The sequence below is a fragment of the Saccharothrix longispora genome, assembly GCF_030852425.1.
GTDB classification, from domain to species: domain Bacteria; phylum Actinomycetota; class Actinomycetes; order Mycobacteriales; family Pseudonocardiaceae; genus Actinosynnema; species Actinosynnema longispora.
The window spans coordinates 179,396-201,562 of the sequence record NZ_NSDM01000002.1; the positions used below are offsets into that span (position 1 = coordinate 179,396).

The 22,167-nt window shown below is 75.4% G+C and carries 7 protein-coding genes; 3 read left to right on the plus strand and 4 right to left on the minus strand.

Translation table 11 applies throughout. The features are described from left to right. The first annotated feature begins 700 nt into the window (after window positions 1-700). From CKY47_RS06200 to CKY47_RS06210, 3 genes are read left to right on the plus strand one after another with little or no spacing between them, the layout of a single operon-like run. Complete coding sequence (locus CKY47_RS06200) at window positions 701-3,070, plus strand: glycoside hydrolase domain-containing protein (RefSeq protein ID WP_306744676.1); 2,370 nt, start codon at window positions 701-703, stop codon at window positions 3,068-3,070. Between the two features lie 7 nt (window positions 3,071-3,077). Further along, complete coding sequence (locus CKY47_RS06205) at window positions 3,078-3,560, plus strand: hypothetical protein (RefSeq protein ID WP_306744677.1); 483 nt, start codon at window positions 3,078-3,080, stop codon at window positions 3,558-3,560. Continuing rightward, on the plus strand, window positions 3,557-4,195 hold the full coding sequence (locus CKY47_RS06210; RefSeq protein WP_306744678.1) for a hypothetical protein: 639 nt from the start codon (window positions 3,557-3,559) through the stop codon (window positions 4,193-4,195). Before CKY47_RS06205 ends, CKY47_RS06210 begins: the two co-directional genes overlap by 4 nt. On the opposite strand, the gene CKY47_RS06215 is transcribed toward CKY47_RS06210, so the two are convergent. From CKY47_RS06215 to CKY47_RS06230, 4 genes are read right to left on the minus strand one after another with little or no spacing between them, the layout of a single operon-like run. Continuing rightward, window positions 4,176-4,742 carry a GNAT family N-acetyltransferase gene (locus CKY47_RS06215; RefSeq protein WP_306744679.1) on the minus strand — a complete coding sequence of 189 codons (567 nt, stop codon included), beginning with the start codon at window positions 4,740-4,742 and terminating at the stop codon, window positions 4,176-4,178. The genes CKY47_RS06210 and CKY47_RS06215 overlap by 20 nt on opposite strands. Before the next feature lie 52 nt (window positions 4,743-4,794). Next, window positions 4,795-5,700 carry a class I SAM-dependent methyltransferase gene (locus CKY47_RS06220; protein WP_306744680.1) on the minus strand — a complete coding sequence of 302 codons (906 nt, stop codon included), beginning with the start codon at window positions 5,698-5,700 and terminating at the stop codon, window positions 4,795-4,797. After that, window positions 5,697-11,453 carry a non-ribosomal peptide synthetase gene (locus tag CKY47_RS06225; protein ID WP_306744681.1) on the minus strand — a complete coding sequence of 1,919 codons (5,757 nt, stop codon included), beginning with the start codon at window positions 11,451-11,453 and terminating at the stop codon, window positions 5,697-5,699. Before CKY47_RS06225 ends, CKY47_RS06220 begins: the two co-directional genes overlap by 4 nt. Continuing rightward, window positions 11,450-22,045: a non-ribosomal peptide synthetase gene (locus CKY47_RS06230; RefSeq protein ID WP_306744682.1), complete on the minus strand. Its 10,596-nt coding sequence runs from the start codon at window positions 22,043-22,045 to the stop codon at window positions 11,450-11,452. Before CKY47_RS06230 ends, CKY47_RS06225 begins: the two co-directional genes overlap by 4 nt. Window positions 22,046-22,167 lie beyond the last annotated feature (122 nt).

Here is a 22,167-nt window from a genome sequence, read left to right on the forward strand (position 1 = left end):
CGTGGTCGTGCGGCCCGCCCACCCGTCCGGCGAGGTCGTGCGTCCTCCGCGCTCCTCTTCCGGGGCCGGGGTCCGGCTCGGCGGTGCTCGCGGCGGTGTGGGACGACGAGCCCGGCGCCCCGGTGGCCGCCGTCGGTGATGGTGGTTCGCCGTCGGATCGGACATCGCGAACGGAGGCGCGGGCCGTCCCGTCGTCGAGTTCGCGCGTCGGTGAGCCCCGACCAGCAGCGCCGGGTCGGCCGGCGGACGACTGCGCGGAAGACCCCCGCTCGGCGGACCGGCGCGGCTCGGCCCGGTGAACGGGCGGCCCGTGCCACCGGAACCGGCTGCACGGCGCCCGCTGGACGAACACGTCGTCCAGCTCCCGCCCCGTCGATCGAGTCCCTGGACGACCGACAGCGGTCCACTGTGGTCGGAGCCGTCCTGCGCCTCCCCGCCACCCGCCGCCCCAGCGGAGCGGAGCAGTCGGCCCGGCTGCTCCGCGTCACTCGAACGGGCGCTGACGGAGCGTCGACCGATTCGGTAAAGCTATTACCGAGGGGGTGCAGCGGAGCGGGTTCCGCTTGTCGTCGTCATTGCACGAGTCGTTCCGCGGTGCGACCACGCAGGTCGAACGACCCGATCGAGCGAGACCACCGGCCACGCGTGCGGGGCCGTCCCCGGAAACGGCCGCGGTGAGCAGAGAGGTCTGCGGGTCCTGATGGACGACAAGGTGCTCGAAGCCCAGCGGTGGGTCAACGCCACCTACGGTGGCGTGGCCGGGTACAAGCGGTGCGATGAGGACGGCAACACCGGGTGGGCCACGATGTGGTCCCTGACGATGGGGTTGCAGCACGAGTTGGGCATCTCGCCCCTGGTGGCGAACTTCGGCCCCGGCACGCTGACCGCGCTCCAGGCGTTGGGCGACATCGGTTTCGGCTGGAACCGGAACCAGAACATCGTGCGGATCATCCAGCACGCCCTGTTCTGCAAGGGGTACTGGGGCGCCAACGAGTACGGTGGGTACGGCGCCGTCACCACCGAGGCCGTGAAGGCGATGCGGCGCGACATGGGGCTGCCGGACGGCGGGACGGGCACCGCGGGCGGCCAGACGACGCCGAAGATCTTCAAGGCGCTGCTGACCATGGACGCCTACGTCCTGCTCGGCGGCGGCCGGGAGGTGGTCGTGACCATCCAGCGGTGGCTCAACAGCCGCTACTGGACCAGGGCGAACTACTTCATCGGTCCCTGCGACGGCCACTACTCCCGGGACGTGCAGCAGGCGCTGGTGCGGGCCCTCCAGTACGAGATGGGGATCGCCGAGCCCAACGGCAGCTTCGGGCCCGCCACCAAGGCCGGCCTCCAGCAACGCACCCAGTACGTCGGCACGTCCGGGCCGGTCACGCAGCTGTTCCACGCCGCCTGCATCTTCAACGAGCCCGTGCCCGGCACGTCCGGGGTGGGGTTCCGGGACACCTACACGACCGCGACCGCCGACTTCATCCGGGTGTTCCAGCGGTTCTCCGCACTACCGGAGCACGGCAACGGCGACTACGCGACCTGGGCGCAACTGCTGGTGTCGACCGGGGACCCGGACCGGCCGGCCGACGCGTGCGACACGAGGTTCACCATCACCGCGTCCCGCGCGCAGGCGCTGTACCAGGCCGGTTACCGGGCGGTGGGGCGCTACCTCGACGAGGCCCCCGGCGGCACCCTGGACAAGGAGATCAAGCCGGGCGAGTTGCAGGCGATCTTCGCCGCCGGGCTCCGGTGCTTCCCGATCTGGCAGTACAACGCCCGCCAGCTGGTGGACTTCACCTACTCGGCCGGCTACCAGCACGGGATGCTGGCGCACGAGCGGGGCGTGCACTACGGGTTCAACCGGGGCACGGTGATCTACTTCGCGGTCGACTACGACGCCACCGACCCGGAGATCACCTCCAACATCGTCCCGTACTTCCTGGGCGTCCGGGGTGCGCTCAACCGCCAGGGCGGCCGGTACGTCGTCGGCGTCTACGGTTCGCGGAACGTGGCCGCACGGGTGAGCGCCGAGGCGTACGTGTCGCACTCGTTCGTCTCCGGCATGTCCTGGGGCTTCTCCGGCAACCTCGGGTTCCCGCTGCCGCTGAACTGGTCGTTCAACCAGATCAAGGAGTTCCAGTTCCAGAACGGCTCCGACGTGTTCGACCTGGACCGCGTCGTCCACCGACCGGGTGCCGACTTCGGGGTGGACTCCGTCGGTCACGCCCCGACCGGCGTGGACCAGTTCCTCGCCTACGTGCGGGAGGTGCACGGCCTCGCGGTGCGTCACGATCCGTCCCGCGCGTCGAAGCTGGTGCTGGAGTGGCTGCGCTACCCGAAGTACAACGACTTCGAGTGGCGCAACACCTTCGAAGGCGTGGACGAGGGGTTCATCTCGGCCTGTCGCGGCGCGGGGCTGCGGCCGCCGCCGGAGTACGACTACCAGGACCCGTCGTTCGGCGTGTCGATCTCCGTGGACCACCTGGCCGCCACGGCGAACGCCTACCTGCTCAAGGGGGCCGGAGAGCGCGCCGGTCTCACCCTGGGCGACCTGGGCGGTTGGTGCGGCGACCTGATCACCTTCTACGGTGAGTGGGTGCGCGACGAGTCCGAGAACAAGGACGGCTACGCCTACGCGATGGCGCGGCTGGCCAAGCCGAACGTGCAGACGACGTTCATGCTCAACGACCTCGTCGAGGACATGGACGGTCACCGGATCGGCTTGGCGGTGAAGAACGGCACGAGCGTCGTGACCGCGTTCGAGGACCTGCTGCTCCGGGGCGGCCACCTGTCCCGGGTGAACAACTTCTTCGACAGCCGGTACGGCACGATGACCGACGCCGAGAACGCCGCCGTGGCGTGTCTGACGGGGGCGCCCGCGAACCCGGTCGACGCCCTGAAGTACGCCGCCGCCCGCAAGCTGCTGGTGCAGCAGCAGAGCGGCGGGTGGATCGACCCGATCAGCATCACGCCGTCGGACCTCCGGGCGTTCTGCAAGGGTTACGCCGACACGCTGAACATCCTGCGCGGGGCGGAGAACCGGCGGCGCAGCGCCATGAAGGCCGAGTGACGGGCACGTGGAACGGATCGCCAACGACCTCGCCCTCCTGCTGCTGGCGGTGACCCCGCTGCTGGTCCTGGTCAAGCTCGTGCACGGCCTGACCACGCGGCGGGCGACGTTCGCCCCGCGCGGCTCGCGGCGGGCGCGGGTCGAACCGGTGGCGTGGCTGCTGCTCGCGGCGGTGGACAGCCACACCGCCGCGCTGTGGTCGACCATCGCGCACCAGGCGGAAGACCTGTGCGGGCGCTACCGGCCGGACCTGGGCGACGACGTCCACCTCAGCGGCGGCTACTTCTTCGAGTTCCCGGTGGACGTCCGGTGCGTGTGGCGGAGCGGGGAGACCGCGGCGGTGACGACCTGGCCGCTGGCCGCCCTCACCGGGGTGTTCGTCCTGGCGGCCGTCGCCGTGCCGGTGATCGCCCGCGTCCGCCGCTCCCGGCGCCACGGCGCACGCCCCACCTCGGACCAGTCGCGACCACACGGGGAGAGCACACCATGACACCGATCGACCGGCGCCGTTTCCTCGCGTTCGGCGGCGCGGCCCTCGCGGGCGGCGCCCTGTGGACCGCCGCTCCCCCGGCGTCGGGCGCCGCCCCGGCGGCGACCGCACCCGCCGGCCCGGCGGAGTGGCGGGGCGGCAGGAGCGCCAACGGCTGGCCCGTGCTCACCGCCGGTGGCGCGCCGGAGTTCCGGGTGGAGGGCAGCGGACTGACCGTGCGCCTCGCCCCGGCGGCGGCCCCGGTCCTGCTGCACGTCGTGCGGCGTTTCCTGTACGAGGTGGAGCACCGGGTGGGGCCGGGCGAGCTCACCGGGCACGTCGAGGACCGGCGCGTCGCCGCCCCGTACGAGTCGGCGTACCTGTCGGGCAGCGGCATCGCCCTCCGCCCGCTGTTCTACCCGTCGGGCGCGCGGGACGGGTTCTTCGAGCACGAGAAGGCCGTGGTCCGCGACATCCTCGCCGACTGTGAGGGGGTCGTCGCCTGGGGCGGTGACCTGACGCCGGTCAAGGAGTCGCACTTCCACGTCGTCGAACCCCCGACGAGCGCCCGCTACCTGGCCGTCGCCGCGAAGCTGAGCCGCTGGGAGGACGCGCCGGGCAGGGGTGCGGGGGCGGTCAGCGCCTTCGACGGCTGAGCGCGCCACCGGCCGCCCGCCCCCGGCGGTAGTCGGGGGCGAGCAGGCCGAACAGCAGGTCGTCCACCCACTCGCCCCGCAGCCACGTGTTCTCCCGCCGCAGTCCTTCGCGTCGGAAGCCGACGCGCTCCAGCAGGCGCGCGGACGGGGTGTTGCGGGGGTCGCACTCCGCGGAGACGCGGTGCAGGTCGAGGTCGAGGAACAGGTGCCGGAGCAGGCGTTCGACGGCTTCGGTGGCGTAGCCGCGCCCCTGGAACGGTGTCGCGACGCTGAAGCCGATCTCGGCCTGCTTCCGGTTCTCGTGCAGGTTGACGCCGATGTCGCCGATCACGTGGCCGTCGAGCGCTATGGCGTACGGGAACCACCCGACCCGGTCCGGGTCGGCGGCGGCGTGCCGCGCCACGGCGGCCGTCGCCTCCCGGAGCGACAGCGGGCTGTCCCACGCCTGGTACCGGGCCACCTCGGGGTCGGAGCGGTAGGCGGCGAACGCCTCCTCGTCACCCGGCCGGAATTGCCGCAGGACGAGTCTCCGGCTGGTCAGCAGCATCGAGTGGGGCTTTCTGCTCGGGTACTCGGCGTGCGTGGGCTCCCCGTCCGGGTCAGCCCTTGCGCAGCACGTAGCACTGGAAGAGGGCGTGCCCGGACGGGGTGGCGCCCGAGCGTTGCACCGGGGTCAGCCCGGTCATCTCGCACCACTGGCTGCTGATGAGGATCGGGGTGTGACCGAGCAGCACGACGTGCCCGCCGTCCCGGCACCTGCTCGCCGCGGCGGCGAGCAGGTCGTGGGCCTGGTCGGTACCGACGACGAACGCGTTGAGGTGCCGGCAGACCACCAGGTCTGCGCTGCCCTCGGGGATCGCGGGCCGGATGCTGTCGCCGCAGTGCGCCTCGTCCAGCCTGGTCCGCGCGCGGGCCACCATGTCGGGGCTGAGGTCCTGGCCGATGGTGCGCGTCCCGGGGAACCGGCGACCGACGGCGTGGAGGAACGCGCCGGTCGAGCACGCCGCGTCGTAGGCCACCCCGCCGCGGAACCCCAACTCGGCGAGCCGGTCGGGCACGTAGTCGCGCAGCACCTCCTCGGCGTGGTCCAGTTCACGGGCCGACTCGTCGGTCACCTCCCAGCCGCCCGTGTCGGTCTCGCGGACGCGGTGGCCGAGCTGCGCGTACGGGTAGTACAGGTCCGTCATGGGGTCGGCGGCGGCCGCGGCGAACAGCGCGGTCCTCTCCCCCTCGTCCAGCGGGCGGTGGAACACGGCCACGTGGTCCTCGGCCACCTGCTCGCGCTCCACCACCCCCAGCAGCATGTGCGGCTCGACGAGGGTGCACTTGAGCCGCTCGGCCGGCCGGCCGTCGCGGTCCGGCTCGGGGTAGGCGGCCTCGGTCTTGCGACCGACCAGGCGAACGCCGGCCGTGTCCAGGAAGAACAGGTCGTAGGGCTTGCCCTCGGCGTAGGTCTCCACGACCCGGTCAGGCGAACGCCGGACCACCTGCGACGGTGCGGTCATCGCTCTCCTCCCAGCGCCCGGCGGATCGCAGCCGCCGTGTCGGGCAGTCGGTCCTCGTCGAACAGCCGCTCGTGGGTGCCGGCCACGGGTTCGACGACCAGACCGGGCAGCAGGGTCCGGTCCCAGCCGCGCGAGCGCACGGCGTCGCGGCCGTCGTCGCCGTCGTCGGTGACGAGCAGGCACACGCGGTCCCGGTAGGCCGGGGGCGCGTAGTCCGCGGCGAGGTCGCCGTTGTGCAGCAGCTCCTCCGCGATGTCCGCGCCCTCCGGGGAGTCGGGGTCCACGCCCAGGCCGGTCAGCCGCTGCCGGATGCCCTCGCGCGGGTCACCGGGGCGTGCGACGGCGTTGAGGTTGTGGCTGTCGATGAGCAGCAGGTCGGACACGGCGTCGCCGTGCGCGGTCATCTGCCGGGCCATCTCCAGCGCCACCACGCCGCCGAAGGACCAGCCGCCGAGGCGGTACGGGCCATCGGGTTCGGTGGTGCGCACCCACTCGACGTAGCGGGTGGCCATCTCGGCGAGGGTGGCGAACCGGTTGTCCGACTGCCCGAAGCGCGGGTCGGACAGGACGTGCAGGCGCACGTCGGGCAGCAGCGGCGCCAGCCCGTGGTAGGGCAGCGCCAGTCCCTCGCCGGGGTGCACGAGGACCAGCGCGCCGCCGGTCGCGTCCGGGTTGAGGGTGTGGACGTACGCCGAGCCGGAGCCCGCGACCGGACCGAGCAGCTGCTCGGCGAGCCCGGCGACGGTGGGCGCCTTGAGGATGTGCGGCACGTCGCAGTGCACCCCCTCCGGCAGGTTGTCCCGCAGCACCCGGAGCAGCCGCACCACCAGCAGGGAGTGGCCGCCGAGCGCGAAGAAGTCGTCGTGCGCGCCGATGCCGGTGACCCCCAGCACCTCCTCCCAGCAGCGCGCGACCAGCTTCTCCATCTCGGTGGCGGGCGGGCGCGACGCGGCGGACGCCGCCGGGTGCGGCCCGGAGCCGGCCAGGTCCAGCAACCGGCGCTGGTCCACCTTGCCGTTGCCGGTCACCGGCAGCGCGTCGAGCACCACGAGCCGGCCGACCATCCAGTCCGGCAGCCGTTCGCGCAGCCACCGGCGCAGCTCGTCCGCGTCGAGCAGGGCTCCGCCGCGCAGCGCCGCGAACGTGGTCAGCTGGGCGTCGCGGGCGACGGTGACCGCCTGCCGGACCGCAGGGTGCCGCTCGGCGGTGCGGTCCACCTCGGCGGGCTCCACCCGGTGCCCGCGCACCTTCACCTGCCGGTCGCGGCGGCCCAGGAACTCCAGGTCGCCGTCGGTGCGCCACCGGGCCAGGTCGCCGGTGAGGTAGAGCCGCCCCGCGCCGAAGGGGTTCGCGGGGAACCTCCGCGCGGTCAGCTCCGGGTCGCCGAGGTACCCGGCCCCGACGGCGGTGCCGGCGACGGCCAGTTCACCGACGCAGCCGACGGGCAGCTCGCGCAGGTGCTCGTCCACGACGTGCGCGGTGGTGTTGTCGATCGGCCGGCCGATCGGCACGCGCTCGCGCAGGCCGTCCTCGGGCACGCAGGTGTGGTGGGTGACGCTGATCGACGCCTCGGCCGGGCCGTACGCCTGGTGCAGCCGGGCGTGCAGGCCGGACCCGGCGAAGGCGCGGACCATCGCGGGCGTGACGCTCTCGCCGCCGGAGAGCACGTGCAGCAGCGCCGCGCAGCCGTCGGCCTTGGGGCTGTCGAGGAACGCGGCGAGCAGGCTGGGCAGGAGGTGCGCCACGGTCACCCGCCGCGCGGCGACCAGCTCCGCCAGCGCGTCCGGGTCGAGCACGGTGTCCTGCGGCGCGACCACGACCGCGCCGCCGTGCGCCAGTGGGAAGAACACCTCCCAGAGCGCGATGTCGAAGGCGGTGCCCGCCGTGGCGAGCACGCGCGGCGGCTCGGGCGTGGGGAACGCCCGGCCGGACCACAGGACCCGGTTCACCACCCCGGCCTGGGGCGCGAGCACGCCCTTGGGCAGGCCGGTCGAGCCGGAGGTGTAGACGACGCAGGCGTCGCGGGCCGGGTCGGTGGAGCCGGGCGGGCCGGTGGGCGGGAGCGTCGGCGGGGTCACCGTCCCGTCGGGGTGGACGACCGGCCACGCCTCGAACCCGGTCACGTCCGCCGTCGTCACCACGGCGGCCACGGCGGCGTCGGCCGCCACCACCCGCCGGCGCGCCTCCGGGTGGTCGGGGTCGAGCAGCACCGGCACCGCGCCGCTCCGGTAGGCGGCCAGCAGCGCGGTCGGGTAGGCGGCACCGCGCGGCAGGCAGATCCCCACCAGCCGCCCGGCACCCACCCCGACCTCGGCCAGTCGCCCGGCCAGCGCGGTCGCGCGGGCGTCCAGCTCGGCGTAGCCGATCGCGGTGTCGCCCTCCACCACGGCCGGCGCGTGCGGCGTGGCCTCCCGGTGGCGCAGGAACAGGTCGAGCAGCGACGGCGGGGTGTCGTCGGCGCGGGCCGTGTCGTTCCAGCGCCCGAACAGCTCGCGGTCCCCGGCCGGCAGCAGGTCCAGCTCGCGCAGCCGCGCAGCCGGGCGGCGGCACAGCTGTTCGGTGAGCAGCCGGAAGGTCTCGATGAACCGGTCCACCTCGGCGCGGGTGAAGTGCGTGGTGTCGTAGTTGAAGTGGAACGCCAGTTTCTCCAGCGGCAGCACGATCAGGCCGATGGGGTACTCGGTCTTCTCCTGGGCGTGCAGGTCGATGACCCGGATGCTCAGGTCGTCGCCGGGCAGGTTGTCCTCGGGGTAGTTCTCGAAGGCCACCAGGTTGTCGAAGACCCGGCCGCCGGACAGCCGCTCGCCGGAGGCCCACGACTTGATCTGGGCCAGCGGGACATGGCCGTGCGCGGCCGTGGTGGCGAGGTCGCGGTGGATGGTCTCCAGCAGCTCGGTCACCGTCTTGTCCGGGTCGAGCCGGATGCGCAGCGGGATCGTGTTGATGAAGATGCCCACCATGTGCTCCGAGCCCTCCAGCTCGGGCGGGCGGCCCGCGATGGTCAGGCCGTGCACCACGTCGCGCGCGCCGGACTGGAGCGCGAGCAGCATGCTCCACGCGGCCTGGCTGATCGCGTTGGTCGTGACGCCGTACCCGCGCGCCGCCTCGTTCACCAGGCGCGTGAGCTGCTCGGGGAACTCGTGCACGACGGTGTCGAACTCGCCCTCCTGGTCGGCGGGGGCGGTCGAGAACGGGCTGGGGGTCAGGTCCCGCAGGTACTCGCGCCAGAACCGCTCGGACTCCTCGCTGCGCGCGGCCCTCGCGCGGATCCAGCGCACGTAGTCCCGGTAGGGCCGGACCGGCTCCAGGCGCGGCTCGCGGCCGTGCACCAGCTCCTCGTAGACCCGGAACACGTCGCCCCAGATCAGGGACAGGCACCAGCCGTCGAGCAGGATGTGGTGGTGGCTCCACAGCAGGTAGTGCCGGCCGCCGCCGAGCCGCACGAGGGTCAGCCGGTACAGGGGGCAGTCGGCCAGCGAGAGCCCTGCGGCCCGGTCGTCGCCGAGCAGCCGCTCCAGCAGTTCCGCATGGCGGTCGGGGCCTTCGTCGGACCAGTCGTGCACCGACCACGGCGGTGTCAGGTCGTCGCGCACGTACTGCAGCGGCTCGGCCCGGTCGTGCCAGGCGAAGCCGGTGCGCAGGATCTCGTACCGGTCGGCGACCCGCCGCCACGCCTCGCGCAACACGTCCTCGTCGGTCCCGCCCACGAGTTCCAGGACGTTCTGGTTGAAGTAGGCGTCCGAGTCGGGCCAGAACAGGCCCCGGAACAGCATGCCCTCCTGCATGGGGGCCAGGGGGTAGACGTCGGCGACGCCGGGGCGGGCGCGCACCTCGGCCAGGTGTGCCGGGTCGACGCCCGCCAGCAGCGCTTCGTCGTCGTCGCCGCGCGGTTCGGCGACGACCGGGCGGCCGGCGGCCTCGTCGGCCGCGGCGGCCATGCCCCGGACGGTGCGGTGGGTGAAGATGTGCTGCACGTCGAGCCGGACGCCCTGGCGCTGCGCCCGCGCGGCCAGCCGCATGCTGGACACCGAGTCGCCACCGGTGCGGAAGAAGTCGTCGTCCAGGCCGGGTTCGACGCCGTCGAGCAATTCCGCCCACAGCGCCGCGATCGCCCGCTCGGTGGGCGTGCCGGGCGCGGCGGACGACCGGGAGGTGGTCGTGACCTCGGGCAGCGCCGCGCGGTCCACCTTGCCGGAGGAGGTCAGCGGGAGGGTGTCCAGCCACACCAGCTGCGACGGCACCTGGTAGGCGGGCAGGGTCGCCCCCAGGCGGGCCAGCACGTGCGCCGCCGCCTCCTCGGTGCCGCCGGCGGCACCGGGCCGGCCGGAGACGAAGCCCACCAGCCGCCTGGTGCCGCCCTCGCCGCGCAGGACCACCGCCGCCTGCCGGACCAGGTCCGACTCCAGCAGGGCGGTCTCGATCTCGCCCAGTTCGATGCGGTAGCCGCGCAGCTTGACCTGCCCGTCGCGCCGCCCCAGGTACTCCACCGCCCCATCCGGCCCGAAGCGGGCCCGGTCACCGGTGCGGTACAGGCGGTCACCGGGGCCGCCGAACGGGTCGGGCACGAACTTCTCGGCCGTCAGCGCGGGTCGCCCGAGGTAGCCCAGCGCCACGGCCCGACCGCCGATGCACAGCTCGCCCTCCGCGCCGACCGGCAGGGGCGACAGCTCGTCGTCGAGCACGTGGACCCGGGTGTTGTCGATCGGCGTGCCGATGGGCACGAAGGGCCGCTCGTCGTCGCCGTCCACCGGCCAGTGCGTGACGTCGATGGTGGCCTCGGTCGGCCCGTAGAGGTTGTGCAGCGCGCAGTGCGGCAGGCGTCGGGTGAAGTCCACGGCCACCGGCTTGGGCAGCGCCTCGCCGCTGGAGATGGCGACCCTCAGCGCGCGGGCCTGCTCGACGCCCTCCACGTCGAGGAACGCGGGCAGCAGCGAAGGCACGAAGTGCAGCACCGTCACCGACTCGGCGCGGACGAGGCCGACCAGCGCGGCGGCGTCCCGGCGGGTGCCGCTCGGCGCGACCACGAGGCGCGCGCCGCTGATCAGCGGCAGGAGCTGCTCCCACACGGACACGTCGAAGCCGAAGGACGTCTTGTGCAGGACCACGTCCTCGGGTCCGACCCGGTACTGGTCGCGCATCCACAGCAGGCGGTTGACCAGGCTGCGGTGGTCGACCGCCACGCCCTTGGGGCGGCCGGTGGAGCCGGAGGTGTAGATGACGTAGGCGGCCAGGGCCGGGCCCGGGAACGCGACCGGTCCGGTGGCGCCGCCCGGGGACGGCCGGTCGGACAGCAGGGTCGGCCCGTCGTAGGCACCGACCGCGCTCTCGCGCGTGGCCGCGTCGGTGATCAGCGCCGCTGCCCCCGCGTCGGAGAGCAGGAATTCCAGCCGCTGCGCGGGCAGCTCCGGGTCCAGCGGCAGGTAGGCCGCGCCCGCGTGGAGCACGCCGAGGACGGCGACGATCCGCCGGTCCGACGGGGGCAGCGCGATGGCGACGACGTCGCCGGGCCGCACGCCCGCGCCGGCCAGCCGCGCCGCCAGGTCGGCGGCCGCCGCGTCCAGCTCCGCGTAGGTCAGGGTCGTGCCCTCGAAGGTCACGGCGCCGCGCGCGCCGTGCTCGGCGGCCTGCCGCCGCACGAGTTCGTGCACGCCCACGTCGGTGGGGAAGTCGCGGGCGGTGTCGTTCCACGCGGCCAGCCGCGCGGTGGTCTCGTCGGCGTCGTCGGCGAACAGGTCGCGCACGCGGAAGGTCACGGGTTCCTTCTCCCCTCGGGGTCGCCGCTCCGGGCGATCCGTTCCAGCAGGCGAACCAGGCGGCGGACCAGTTCGTCCGCCTCCGCAGAGGTCAGGGCGTGGCCCTGGTGGGTCAGCTCGAAGGTGAGCCGTTCGTCGGGAAGCACGGTCAGGGACACGGCGAACTCGGTGCTCTCCACCGCGCGGACCACCCGCAACGCGCCGTCGGCGCCGAGCGCCTGGCCCGTGCGGTCACCGGGGTAGTTCTCGAACACCACGATGCTGTCGAACAGCGCGTCCGGCGCGCCCGCCCAGCCGCGGATGCGGCCCAGCGGGTGGGCGGCGTGCCGGTAGCCCTCCACCAGGTCCTCCTGGATGCGGCGGAACAGCTCCGGCAGCTCGCCGTCGGCGTCCAGTCGCACCCGCAGGGGCACCGTGTTCAGGCACAGGCCGACCAGCCGCTCCGAGTCCGGGACCTCGTCGGGGCGCAGGGACACGACCACGCCGAACACCACGTCGTCGCTCGCGCAGCGCCTGGCGAGCACCAGCGACCAGGCGGCCAGCACCACGGAGTGCAGCGTGGCGCGGCTGCGCTCCGCCAGCCGGGTCAGCGCCCGCGTCGCCGCCTCCGGGAGGTCCGCGGTGGCCATCGACGCGGTGCCGGAGGAGCCCGCCCGGCCCAGGCGCGTCGGTGCGACGCCGGCCAGCCGCTCCCGCCAGAACCCCGCGCCCTCCTCCTCGTCCCGCGTGGACAGCCACGACAGGTAGGCGTCGTAGCCGGGGCGGCGCGGCGGCACCCAGGCGGGCCCGGCGGTGTAGGCGGCGGCCACGTCGGCGAGCACCAGCGGCAGGCTCCAGCCGTCGAGCAGGATGTGGTGGTGGCTCCACAGCAGCCACCGGCCTGCCGGACCGCCGTCGATCCAGTGCCAGCGCTGCGGGCCCGGCGCGGAGAGGTCGAACGGCTCGGCGCGATCCGCTTCGAGCACCTCGCCCGGATCGGTCGCCACGTGTCCGCGCCAGTCCACCAGCGGGCTCGCGCCGACGACCTGCACCGGCTGCTCCAGTCCCGAGTGGACGAACGCGGTCCGGAACACGTCCGTGTGGTCCACCACCCGCTGCCAGGCCTCCCGCAGCCGGACCTCGTCCACGTCGCCGTCCGCGGAGAACAGGATCTGCGTGTGGTAAGCGGCCGATCCGGGGCGGGCCAGGTGCCAGGCCAGCATGCCCTGCTGCGCCGGGGACAGCGGCCGCACGTCTCGCGCGCCGGGGCGGGCGGTGAGCACCGTGCGCAACTGCTCCCCCGGCGCGTCCGCCAGCGGGAAGTCGGCGGGCACGGCGGCGGTGCCGAACGGCCCGTCCAGCAGGGCCGCCAGGTCGGCCAGCGCGGTCCGCAGGTCCCCGCCCAGGAAGTCCACGGCGGACCGGGAGAACCGCTCGGGGTCGTAGAGCCACTCCACCCACAGGCCGCGCTCGTCGATGCCGGCGATCACCTCGATGCCGCGCACGGCGGCGTGCTCGGGGGCGGCGTACTCGCCGATCGCCTGCCGCTCGACGCGGGCGAACAGGCCCGAGCCGGGACCACCCGTCGTGGCGCCGAGGTAGTTGACCACCAGGTCCGGCTCCGCCGCGGGATCGGTGTGCAGCAGGCCGTAGCCCACCCCGCCGTCCGGGACGGCGGCCAGGGCCTCGCGGACGGCGTGCAGGGCGGCTGCCGGGTCGTCGGCGGGCACGTCCACGCGCACGGGGTGGACGGCGGTGAGCCAGCCGACGGTGCCGGTCAGGTCGGGCCAGTCGGCCGGGCCCGATCGGCCGTGCGTCTCGCGCAACAGCGCCACCCGGGGGTTCCCGGTCCACCGGGCCACGACGCGGGTCAGGCCGGCCAGCAGCAGTTCGTCCACCCGCAGCCGGTGCCGGGAGGCCGCCGCCACCAGCGCCCGCGTGACCGGCTCGCCCAGCGCGAGCACCACCGGACCGCCCTCGCCGTCGCCGGTCGTCGAGGGGAGCCGGGGCAGGTCCGCGAGCTGGTCGTGCCAGTGGGCGCGCTGCTCCGGAGTGTCCAGCCGGGAGGTGAGCGCGGGCAGCATGCGGGCGAAGTCCGCGAACGGCGTGACCGGCGTGGGCAGGACCACCTCCTCGCCCCGCGCGACCTGCCGATAGGCGGTGTCCAGGTCGGACAGCACGGTCTCCCACGACGCCGTGTCGATCGCCACGTGGTGGGCGACGAGCAGCACCGCCTGCCCGCCGTCGGGCCGCTCGGCGAGCAGCGCGGCCAACAGGGGGCCGTGGTCGACGTCGACGGCGGCGTGGGCGGGTGCGGCGAGCACCACGACCGAGTCCGCGTCGAGCGGCGCGTCGGCCACCAGCACGGTGACCAGGTCGTCCGTCCGGGGGGCGAGGGTGGCGTGGTCCTGCCGGCGCCCGTCGACCCGCACCGGGCGCAGCCGGAACGCGTCGTGGTGGGCGGCCACCGCCTGCAACGCGGCCCGCAACGCCGCCGGCGTGACCCGTTCGGCGGCCTCGGTCAGCACGGCCTGGTTGAAGTGGCCGGGCCGGGAACCGGCGGCGGACAGGAAGCGCCGCTGCGCCGGGGTCAGCCACACCCGGTCGTCCGAGGAGGCGGGCCGCGTCGCGGCGGGCCGCTCGACCGGGCGCGCGGAGGCCGCCAGTTCGGCCAGCGACGCCGCGCGCAGCACCCGGCTCAGCTCCACGCGCAGTCCCGCCGCGCGTGCCCTGGCCACCACCCGGATGGCGCTCACCGAGTCGCCGCCGAGGTCGAAGAAGTTGTCCTCCGGTCCGATCGCCCGTCCGCCGGGGACGGGGAGCACCTGCGCCCAGATGGCGGCGAGGCCGCGTTCCGCGTCGGTGCCGGGCTCGGCGACCGACGGGGTCGGCGGGGGCGCCGGGGCCTCGTCGGGGTCGGGCAGGGCGGAGACGTCCAGCTTGCCGGTCGGGCCGATCGGCAGCGCCGCCAGCACCACCAGGTGCGCCGGCACCATCGCGCGGGGCAGCCGCTCCCGCAGTCCCCGGCGCACCTCGGCGCGCAGCCGGTCCGGGTCGGCCCGGGGGTCGGCCGGCGCGAAGTAGCCCACGAGGCCGACCGCTCCCCCCGCGTCCGCACGGGGCAGCACGGCGCAGGCGGCCACGGCGGGATCGGCGGTCAGCGCGGCCTCCACCTCGTGCGGCTCGACGCGCACGCCGAGGATCTTCACCTGCCGGTCGGCCCGGCCCACGAACTCCAGGCCGCCGTCCGGGCGGTAGCGGGCCAGGTCACCGGTGCGGTAGGCACGTGCGCCCGGCACGTCCGCGAACGGGTCCGGCAGGAACCGCTCCGCCGTCGCCCCGGGCCGGCCGAGGTAGCCCCGGGCCAGCACCTCGCCGCCGAGGACCAGTTCGCCCACCACGCCCACCGGCACCGGCCGCCCGTGGGGGTCGAGCAGGTAGACCCGCGCGTTCGGCAGCGGCCCGCCCAGCGACAGCCGGTCCGGCACCGGGTCGGCGGGAACGCGCCAGTGCGTGACGGTGATCGACGCCTCGGTCGGCCCGTAGGTGTGGTGCAGGGCCGCCGGGGTGCGGGCGGCGAACCGGGCGGGCAGGCCGGGCGGGACCCGTTCACCGCCGCACAGCACGTGCCGCAGCGAGTCGGCGGGCCCCTCTTCCAGGTAGTGCTCCAGCAGCGCCGGCACCAGGTGCAGCACCGCCACCCGCTCGGTCGCCACCAGCTCCGCGATCGCCGCGACGTCCCCGTGCCGCTCCTGGTCCAGCACCGCGAGCCGGCCGCCGCTGGTCAGTGGGTGCATCAGCTCCCACAGCGAGATGTCGAACCCGACGGCCGCGACTTGGGCCGACGCCTCGCCGGGGCGCAGCGGGTACGCCCGCCGCGACCACATCAGCTGGTTGGCCAGGCCGTGGTGCGGGCACTGCACGCCCTTGGGTTCCCCGGTCGAGCCGGAGGTGTAGGCCACGTACGCGAGGCGGCCGGGCTCCGGCGGGCGGACCTCGACGCCGTGCGGGGCCGGTCGGAGGTCGGCGACGGCGAGGACGGGGATCGCGCCGAACACCGGGTCGGGCCTGTCCGCGACCACCGCGTGGGGTCGGCAGTCGGCGAGGACGCGGTGGTGCCGACCGGTCGGTTGCGCGGGGTCCAGCGGCACGTACGCGCCGCCGGCCTTCCAGATGCCCAGCACGACGGCCGGCAGTTCCAGGCACCGCCCCAGCCGCGTGGCCACCAGGCCTTCGAGGGGCAGCCCCCGGTCGCGCAGCCACGCGGCCACCCCGTCGGACAGCGCGTCGAGCTCCCGGTAGGTCAGTCGCCCGGTGGGCGCGGTCACCGCCGTCGCGTCCGGGGTGCGGGCCACCCAGTCGGCGACCAGCGCGAGCACGTCGACGGGCCGCTCCGACCGGTGCCGCGCGTTCGGTGCGACCAGCACCCGGCGGCGTTCCGCCTCGTCGAGCAGGTCGATCGACGACAGCGGGGCGTCCGGCCGCTCGGCCACCCCGGTGAGCAGGCGGGCCAGGGCCGTCGCGAGGTGCCGGATGCCCGCCGGCCCGAACAGGTCCGCCGCGCCGCGCAGCTCGACGGCCAGCCCGTCCGCGGTCGGGCGCGCGGTCACCTCCAGGTCGAACGCGCCCAGCGGCGGGGTCTGCGGCACCGTCCGCGCGGTCACGTCGCCGAACGCGGTGGTCTCGGGCGCGGCGGCCTCGTCCAGGTCGAAGACGACGTGGCTCAGGCCGCGCCGGCTCAGCCCGAGGTGCCGCACGATCTGCTGGGTGGGCACCGAGCGGTGCTCGAACACGGCGAGCACGGCGGCGCGCGTGCGGGCCACCTGCTCGGCGAACGAGCCGGTCGGGTCCACCTCGACGCGCACGGGGAGCACGTTGACCAGCGGCCCGAGCACCCCGGCCGCGTCGCCGTCGTCCCGGTCGGCCACGGGCGTGCCGACCACGACGTCCGCCTGCCGGCAGCAGCGGGCCAGCCACGCCTGCACCCCGGCGAGCAGCGCCATGAACGGCGTCGCCCGCTCGCGCCGGGCCAGTTCGGCCAGCGCGACGGCGGTCCGGGGCGGCAGCGGCACGCGGGCGCGGTGCCGGCCGGGGTCGCCGGGCCCGGTGCGCGGCCGGTCGACGGGCAGGTCCATCCGCTCCGGCGCGCCGCGCAGCGCTTCGGCCCAGAACGCCAGCCCTGCCTCGTCCGGGGGCGCGGCCCGGTCGGCGGCGGCCAGCGCCAGGAAGCTGGGGGCGGGGGGCAGGTCGGGCGCCCGGTGCCCGGTGCGGGCCGCGTACAGCTCGGCCAGTTCGCGCACGAGCGCGCCCGCGGACCAGCCGTCCCCGGCGATGTGGTGCAGCACGACCACGAGGGCGGCGTCGTCCGCGCCGAGCCGCAGCAGGGTCCACCGGACCGGCGGCGCGGCCCGCAGGTCGAACGGTTCGGCGACGAGGTCGCGCACCCTCTCGTCCAGGTCCGTCGCGGGCGCGTCGAGCACCCGCAGCGGGGGCGGCGCGTCGGGGGTCGGCCGCCACTCCGGGCCGTCCGGGCCGTCGACGAGCACGCTGCGCAGCAGGTCGTGCCGTGCGGCCAGGGACGCCGTCGCCCCGGCGAGGGCGTCCTCGGACAGCGGTCCGGACAGCCGCAGCACCACCGGCAGGTGGAAGGTTCCGCTGCCGCTGGTCGCCGCGTGCGCCCAGATCCCCAGTTGCGCCCAGGACAGCGGGGCCGAGCCCACCGCGGGGCCGGGAGCGGCGGCGGCCGGGGTCGCCGCGGCCGGGGCGTCGGCCGCCCACGGCGCGAGCGCCTCGATGGTGGGGTGCTCGAACAGGTCCGGCATCCGCAGGTGCGGGTAGCCCTGCGCGCGCATCCGGCGCACCAGGTCCATCGCCAGCAGCGAGTGCCCGCCCAGCTCGAAGAAGCTGTCGCGCACACCCACCTCCGCCGCGCCGAGCACCTCGGCCCACAGCGCGCACGCGGCCCGCTCCCGGTCGTCGCGCGGAGGCAGGTGGTGGGCGGGCCCGTCCGGCACGGGCGTGAGCGCGGTGCGGTCCACCTTCCCGGTGGACGTGTGCGGCAGCGCCCGGGCCACCACGACCACCGAAGGCACCATGAACGCCGGCAGCCGGCCTGCCAGGTGGGCCCGCACCCCCGCGCCGTCCACGTCGGGCGGAGCGGCCACGTGGGCCTCCAGCCGGCCGTCGCGCACGACCACGGCCGCCTCGGTCACACCGGGCGCGGCGGCGAGCGCGCTCTCCACCTCGTCCAACTCGATCCGGTAGCCGCGCACCTTCACCTGCCGGTCCGCCCGGCCGACGAAGTGCAGCACCCCGTCGCGGCGGACGGCCAGGTCGCCGGTGCGGTACATGCGCCGCCCGCCCCCGGCGAACGGGTCGGGCAGGAACCGCTCGCCGGTCAGGCCCGGACGGCGGACGTACCCCCGGGCGAGGCCCGAGCCGGCCAGGTACAGCTCGGCGGCCACCCCGTCGGGCACCGGCGCGAGGTAGCGGTCCAGCAGGTAGACCCGCGTGTTCGGGATCGGCGCGCCGATCGGGACGCCGCCACCGGGCACGAGGTCGGCGGCGGTGGCGCCGATCGTGACCTCCGTGGGCCCGTAGGCGTTGACCAGTCGCGCCCCGTGCGGCAGGCGGTGCCAGCGGTCCACCGCCCGCCGGTCGACCTGCTGCCCGCCGATCACCACCAGCCGCACCGACGACGGCCACACCAGCCCGTCCTCGTCCAGGGCGGCGACGAGCCGCTCCCAGTAGCCGGTGGGCAGGTTCACCACCGTCACGCCCCGCTCCGCGCACAGCTCTGCCAGGGCCTGCGCCGAGGTGGCCGACTCCTCGTCCCGCAGCACGACGGCCCCGCCGGCTGCCAGGGTGGGGAACACCTCCTCCAGCAGCACGTCGAAGGTGACCGCGCAGAACTGGAGGGCCCGGTCCTGCGGGGACAGCCCGTACTCCCCCACCGCCCAGCGCACGTGGTCCGCCAGCGCGCGGTGCTCGACCAGCACGCCCTTCGGCTCGCCCGTCGAACCGGACGTGAAGATGACGTACGCGGGGTCGTCGGGCGACGGTTCCGGCAGCGGTCCGGCGGGTGCCTCGCCGGACGGCGCGGGCGACACGACCGCGACACCGGGGAACCGGTCGGCGTCCACGGCGACCACCAGGCGGGCCCCGCTGATGTCGAGCTGCCTGCCGATCCGGTCGTCCGGGTCGTCCGGTGACAGCGGCAGGAACGCGCACCCCGCGGCGAGGACGCCGAGCAGCGTCACCACCAGGTCGGTGGAGCGCGGCAGGCACACGCCGACCACGTCTCCCGGTCCGCCGCCCGCGGCACCGATCCGGGCCGCCACGGCGTCCGCGTGCCGCACCAGCTCGGCGTAGCCGGTCACCACCGCGCCGTCCACCACGGCAGGCGCGTCCGGGTGGCGCGCGGCGACGGCCCGGACCAGCCGCACCACCGAGGGCGCGGGCGGCTCCACCGGCCCCGCCAGGACCGGGTCGACCGGCGCGCCGCTCAGCCGGGTCGCGCCGATCCGCACGTCGGGGTCGGCCAGGACGTCGTCGAGCAGCGCGGTGAACCCGTCGGCGACGAGCGCGGCGGACGGGCCGTCCAGCACGTCGTGGTTGAACTCCAGCTCCAGGTCGATCCCGTCCGGCACCGCCCGCGCGATCAGCGTGAGGTCGAACGCGGTGGTGTGGGACGGTGGGCGCATCGGTTCCGCGGCCACCCCGGGCAGTTCCACCGGCACGCCGAGGGAGTCCTCCCACACCAGCATGTGCCGCATCAGCGAGTGGTGCGCCGCGCCGCGCCGCCGGCCCAGCGCACCGGCCAGCCGCTCGACGGGCACCGCCTGGTGCTCCCGGGCCGCGGACACCTCCCGGCGGGTCCGGTCCAGCACCTCCGAGAAGCGGGGGTCGCCGCGCAGGTCCGCGCGCAGCGGCACGGTGTTGACCAGCATGGTGACCACGTCGTACGCACCGGGGGCGTCCCGGCCGTCCACGGGTACCGCGACGACCACGTCGTCGGAGTCGGAGAAGCGGTGCAGCAGCACCTGGAACGCGGCCAGCAGCACCATGAACGGCGTGACGCCGCGTGCCGCGCACAGCGCGCCCAGTGCGGCGGTGCGCTCGGGCGGCAGCAGCCGCAGCACCCGGCCCGCCCGGTGCCCGCGGTCGGCGCGATGGCGCGGTCCGACCGCGAGGTCGCCGTCCAGCGCGGCGCCGTCGAGCCGCCGCAGCCAGTGGTCCAGGTGGCGCTCGACCTCGGCGCCCGTGGCGGCGCGCGCCACCGCCGCCGGGTTCGCGGGCGGGCCGAGCCGGGGCGCGCGGCCGTCGAGGGCGGCGGCGTACAGCTCGCGCAGGTCCTCCGCCAGCAACCGCATCGACCACCGGTCGCACACCAGGTGGTGCAGCACCAGCAGGAACACGTGCTCCTCGTCCGCCACCCGCACGAGTCGCGCCCGCAGCAGCGGTGGCCGGCGCAGGTCGAACGGCTCGGACGCCAGCTCCTCGTCCGCCGCCGCGACCCGCGCCTCCCGCTCGGCCGGGTCGAGCGCGCGCAGGTCCTCCACCACGAGCGGCGCCTCCACCACCTCGTGCACCACGAGCCGCGCGGGGCCGTCGTCGTCGGCCAACGCGCCGCGCAGCACCGGGTGCCGGCGCACCAGGCCGTCCAGTGCCGCGCGCAGCGCCGTCACGTCCACCGGGCCGCGCCACCGGGTCGGCACCGGCACGGTGAACAGGCCGGGGCCGCCGAGGAACTCCTCCTCGAACAGGATGCGCGCCTGCGCGTGCGTCAGCGGCAGCTCGGTGGCCGCCTCGTCCTCCGGGGCGTCCACCGGCTCGGGGGCGACCGCCGCCAGCTCCTCGATCCGCCGGGCGAGCGCCGCCGCGGTGCGGGCGCTGAGCACGTCGGCCGGGGACAGCCGCACCCGGTGCCGCCGCCAGGCCGCCGCCGCGGTCCGGGTGGCGAGGAGGGAGTGGCCGCCCAGGGCCAGGAAGTCGTCCGAGACGCCCACCGCGTCGAGCCCGAGGTCTTCGGCCCACAGCGCGACCAGCTCGCGCTCCAGCGCGGTCGAGGCTTCGCCGTCGGGGGCGCCGGCGCCGCCCCGGGCCGCGGGCAGGGCGGCGTAGTCGATCTTCCCGTTGGGTGTGAGCGGGAAGCGGTCCAGGCGCACCCAGCGGGTGGGGATGACCGCCTGGGGCAGGCGGTCCGCGAGGTGCGCGCGCAGCTCCGCGGGCTCGGCGGCGCCCTGGAGGTAGGCCACCACGTGCGCGCCGTCGGCCAGCCGCACGGCCGCCCGGCCGACCCGCGGGTGCTGGTGCAGCAGGGATTCGATCTCGGCCGGGTCCACCCGGTGGCCGCGCACCTTGAACTCGTCGTCCACCCGGCCCAGGAACTCGATCCGGCCGTCGGGCAGCCGGCGGGCGCGGTCCCCGGTGCGGTAGACGCGGCCACCGCGGCCCGGGGTCAGCCCGAGCCAGTCCGGCACGAAGCGGGCGGCCGTCTCACCGGGTCTGCCGAGGTAGCCGCGAGCCAGCGGGACGCCGCCCACCACGAGTTCGCCCGCCACGCCCACCGGTAGCGGCCGGTCGTCGGCGTCCACGACGGCCACGGCGGCGTTGTGCATCGGCCTGCCCAACGGGATGCCGCCGGCCGGGTCGTCCGCGCGGCACTCGTCGTGCACCACGGTGATCGTGGTCTCCGTCGGCCCGTACGCGTGCACCATCCGCGCGCCGGACAGGGCGAGCAGCCGGTCCCGCTGCGACGGCGGGACCGGCTCGCCGCCGCACGCCACCAGCCGCAGGCCCAGCCGGCCGCCGTCGGCCATCCAGCCCAGCAGCTCCTCCAGCACCGACGGCACGAGGTGCGCAACCGTCACCCCGTGGGCGGCCATCAGCTCCGGCAGGTGGGGCACCACGCCGTGCACCCGGTGCTCGGCGATCACCAGCCGGGCCCGGCCGAGGAAGGCGGCGAGCAGTTCCCACACCGCGATGTCGAAGCCCGGCGACGCGGTCGCCATCAGCACGTCGTCCGGCCGCAGCGGGTACTCGTGCTGCCACCACAGCATCCGGTTCGCCAGGGCACCATGGGTGACCAGCACGCCCTTGGGCAGCCCGGTGGAACCCGAGGTGTACACCAGGTAGGCGGCCCGCCCGGGCTCGGGCTCCGGCCACGGGACGTTTCCCGCGTCCTCGTCCCGCACGTCCTCGACGTCGACGGTCGGCACCGGCCCCTCGAACCCCAGCGCACCGCCGGCCACGACGGCCGCGACCGGCTCCGCGTCGGTCAGCACCGCGGCCCGCCGGCCCGCGGGCCACCGCGGGTCCACCGGCAGGTACACCCCACCCGCGCGGAAGACCGCGAGGCACGCCACGAGCTGGTCCAGGCCGTCCTCGGCCAGCACCGCCACCGACCGCTCCGGCCCGACGCCGACCGCGCGCAGCCGCCGGGCCAGGGCCGCCGTCCGGGCGTCGAGCTCACCGAACGACAGCGAACGTTCCCCGCGCACGGCGGCGGGCCGCGCACCACCCCCGGCCAGCCCGGCGGCGATCGACCGCCACAGCCGGCCGGGCCCGTGGTCGCCCCGCGCCCCGCGCTCCCAGTCCCTGCTGTCCGTCATAGTGCCCTCAGGCTAGGAACATCGTTTATCAATTCCTTATCGCCATCCGTGAATGTGAAAACGAATCGATAAGCAGGCCGTCTATAAATGCCGTCGAAGACGATTCCACAGTTGGAGGGTCG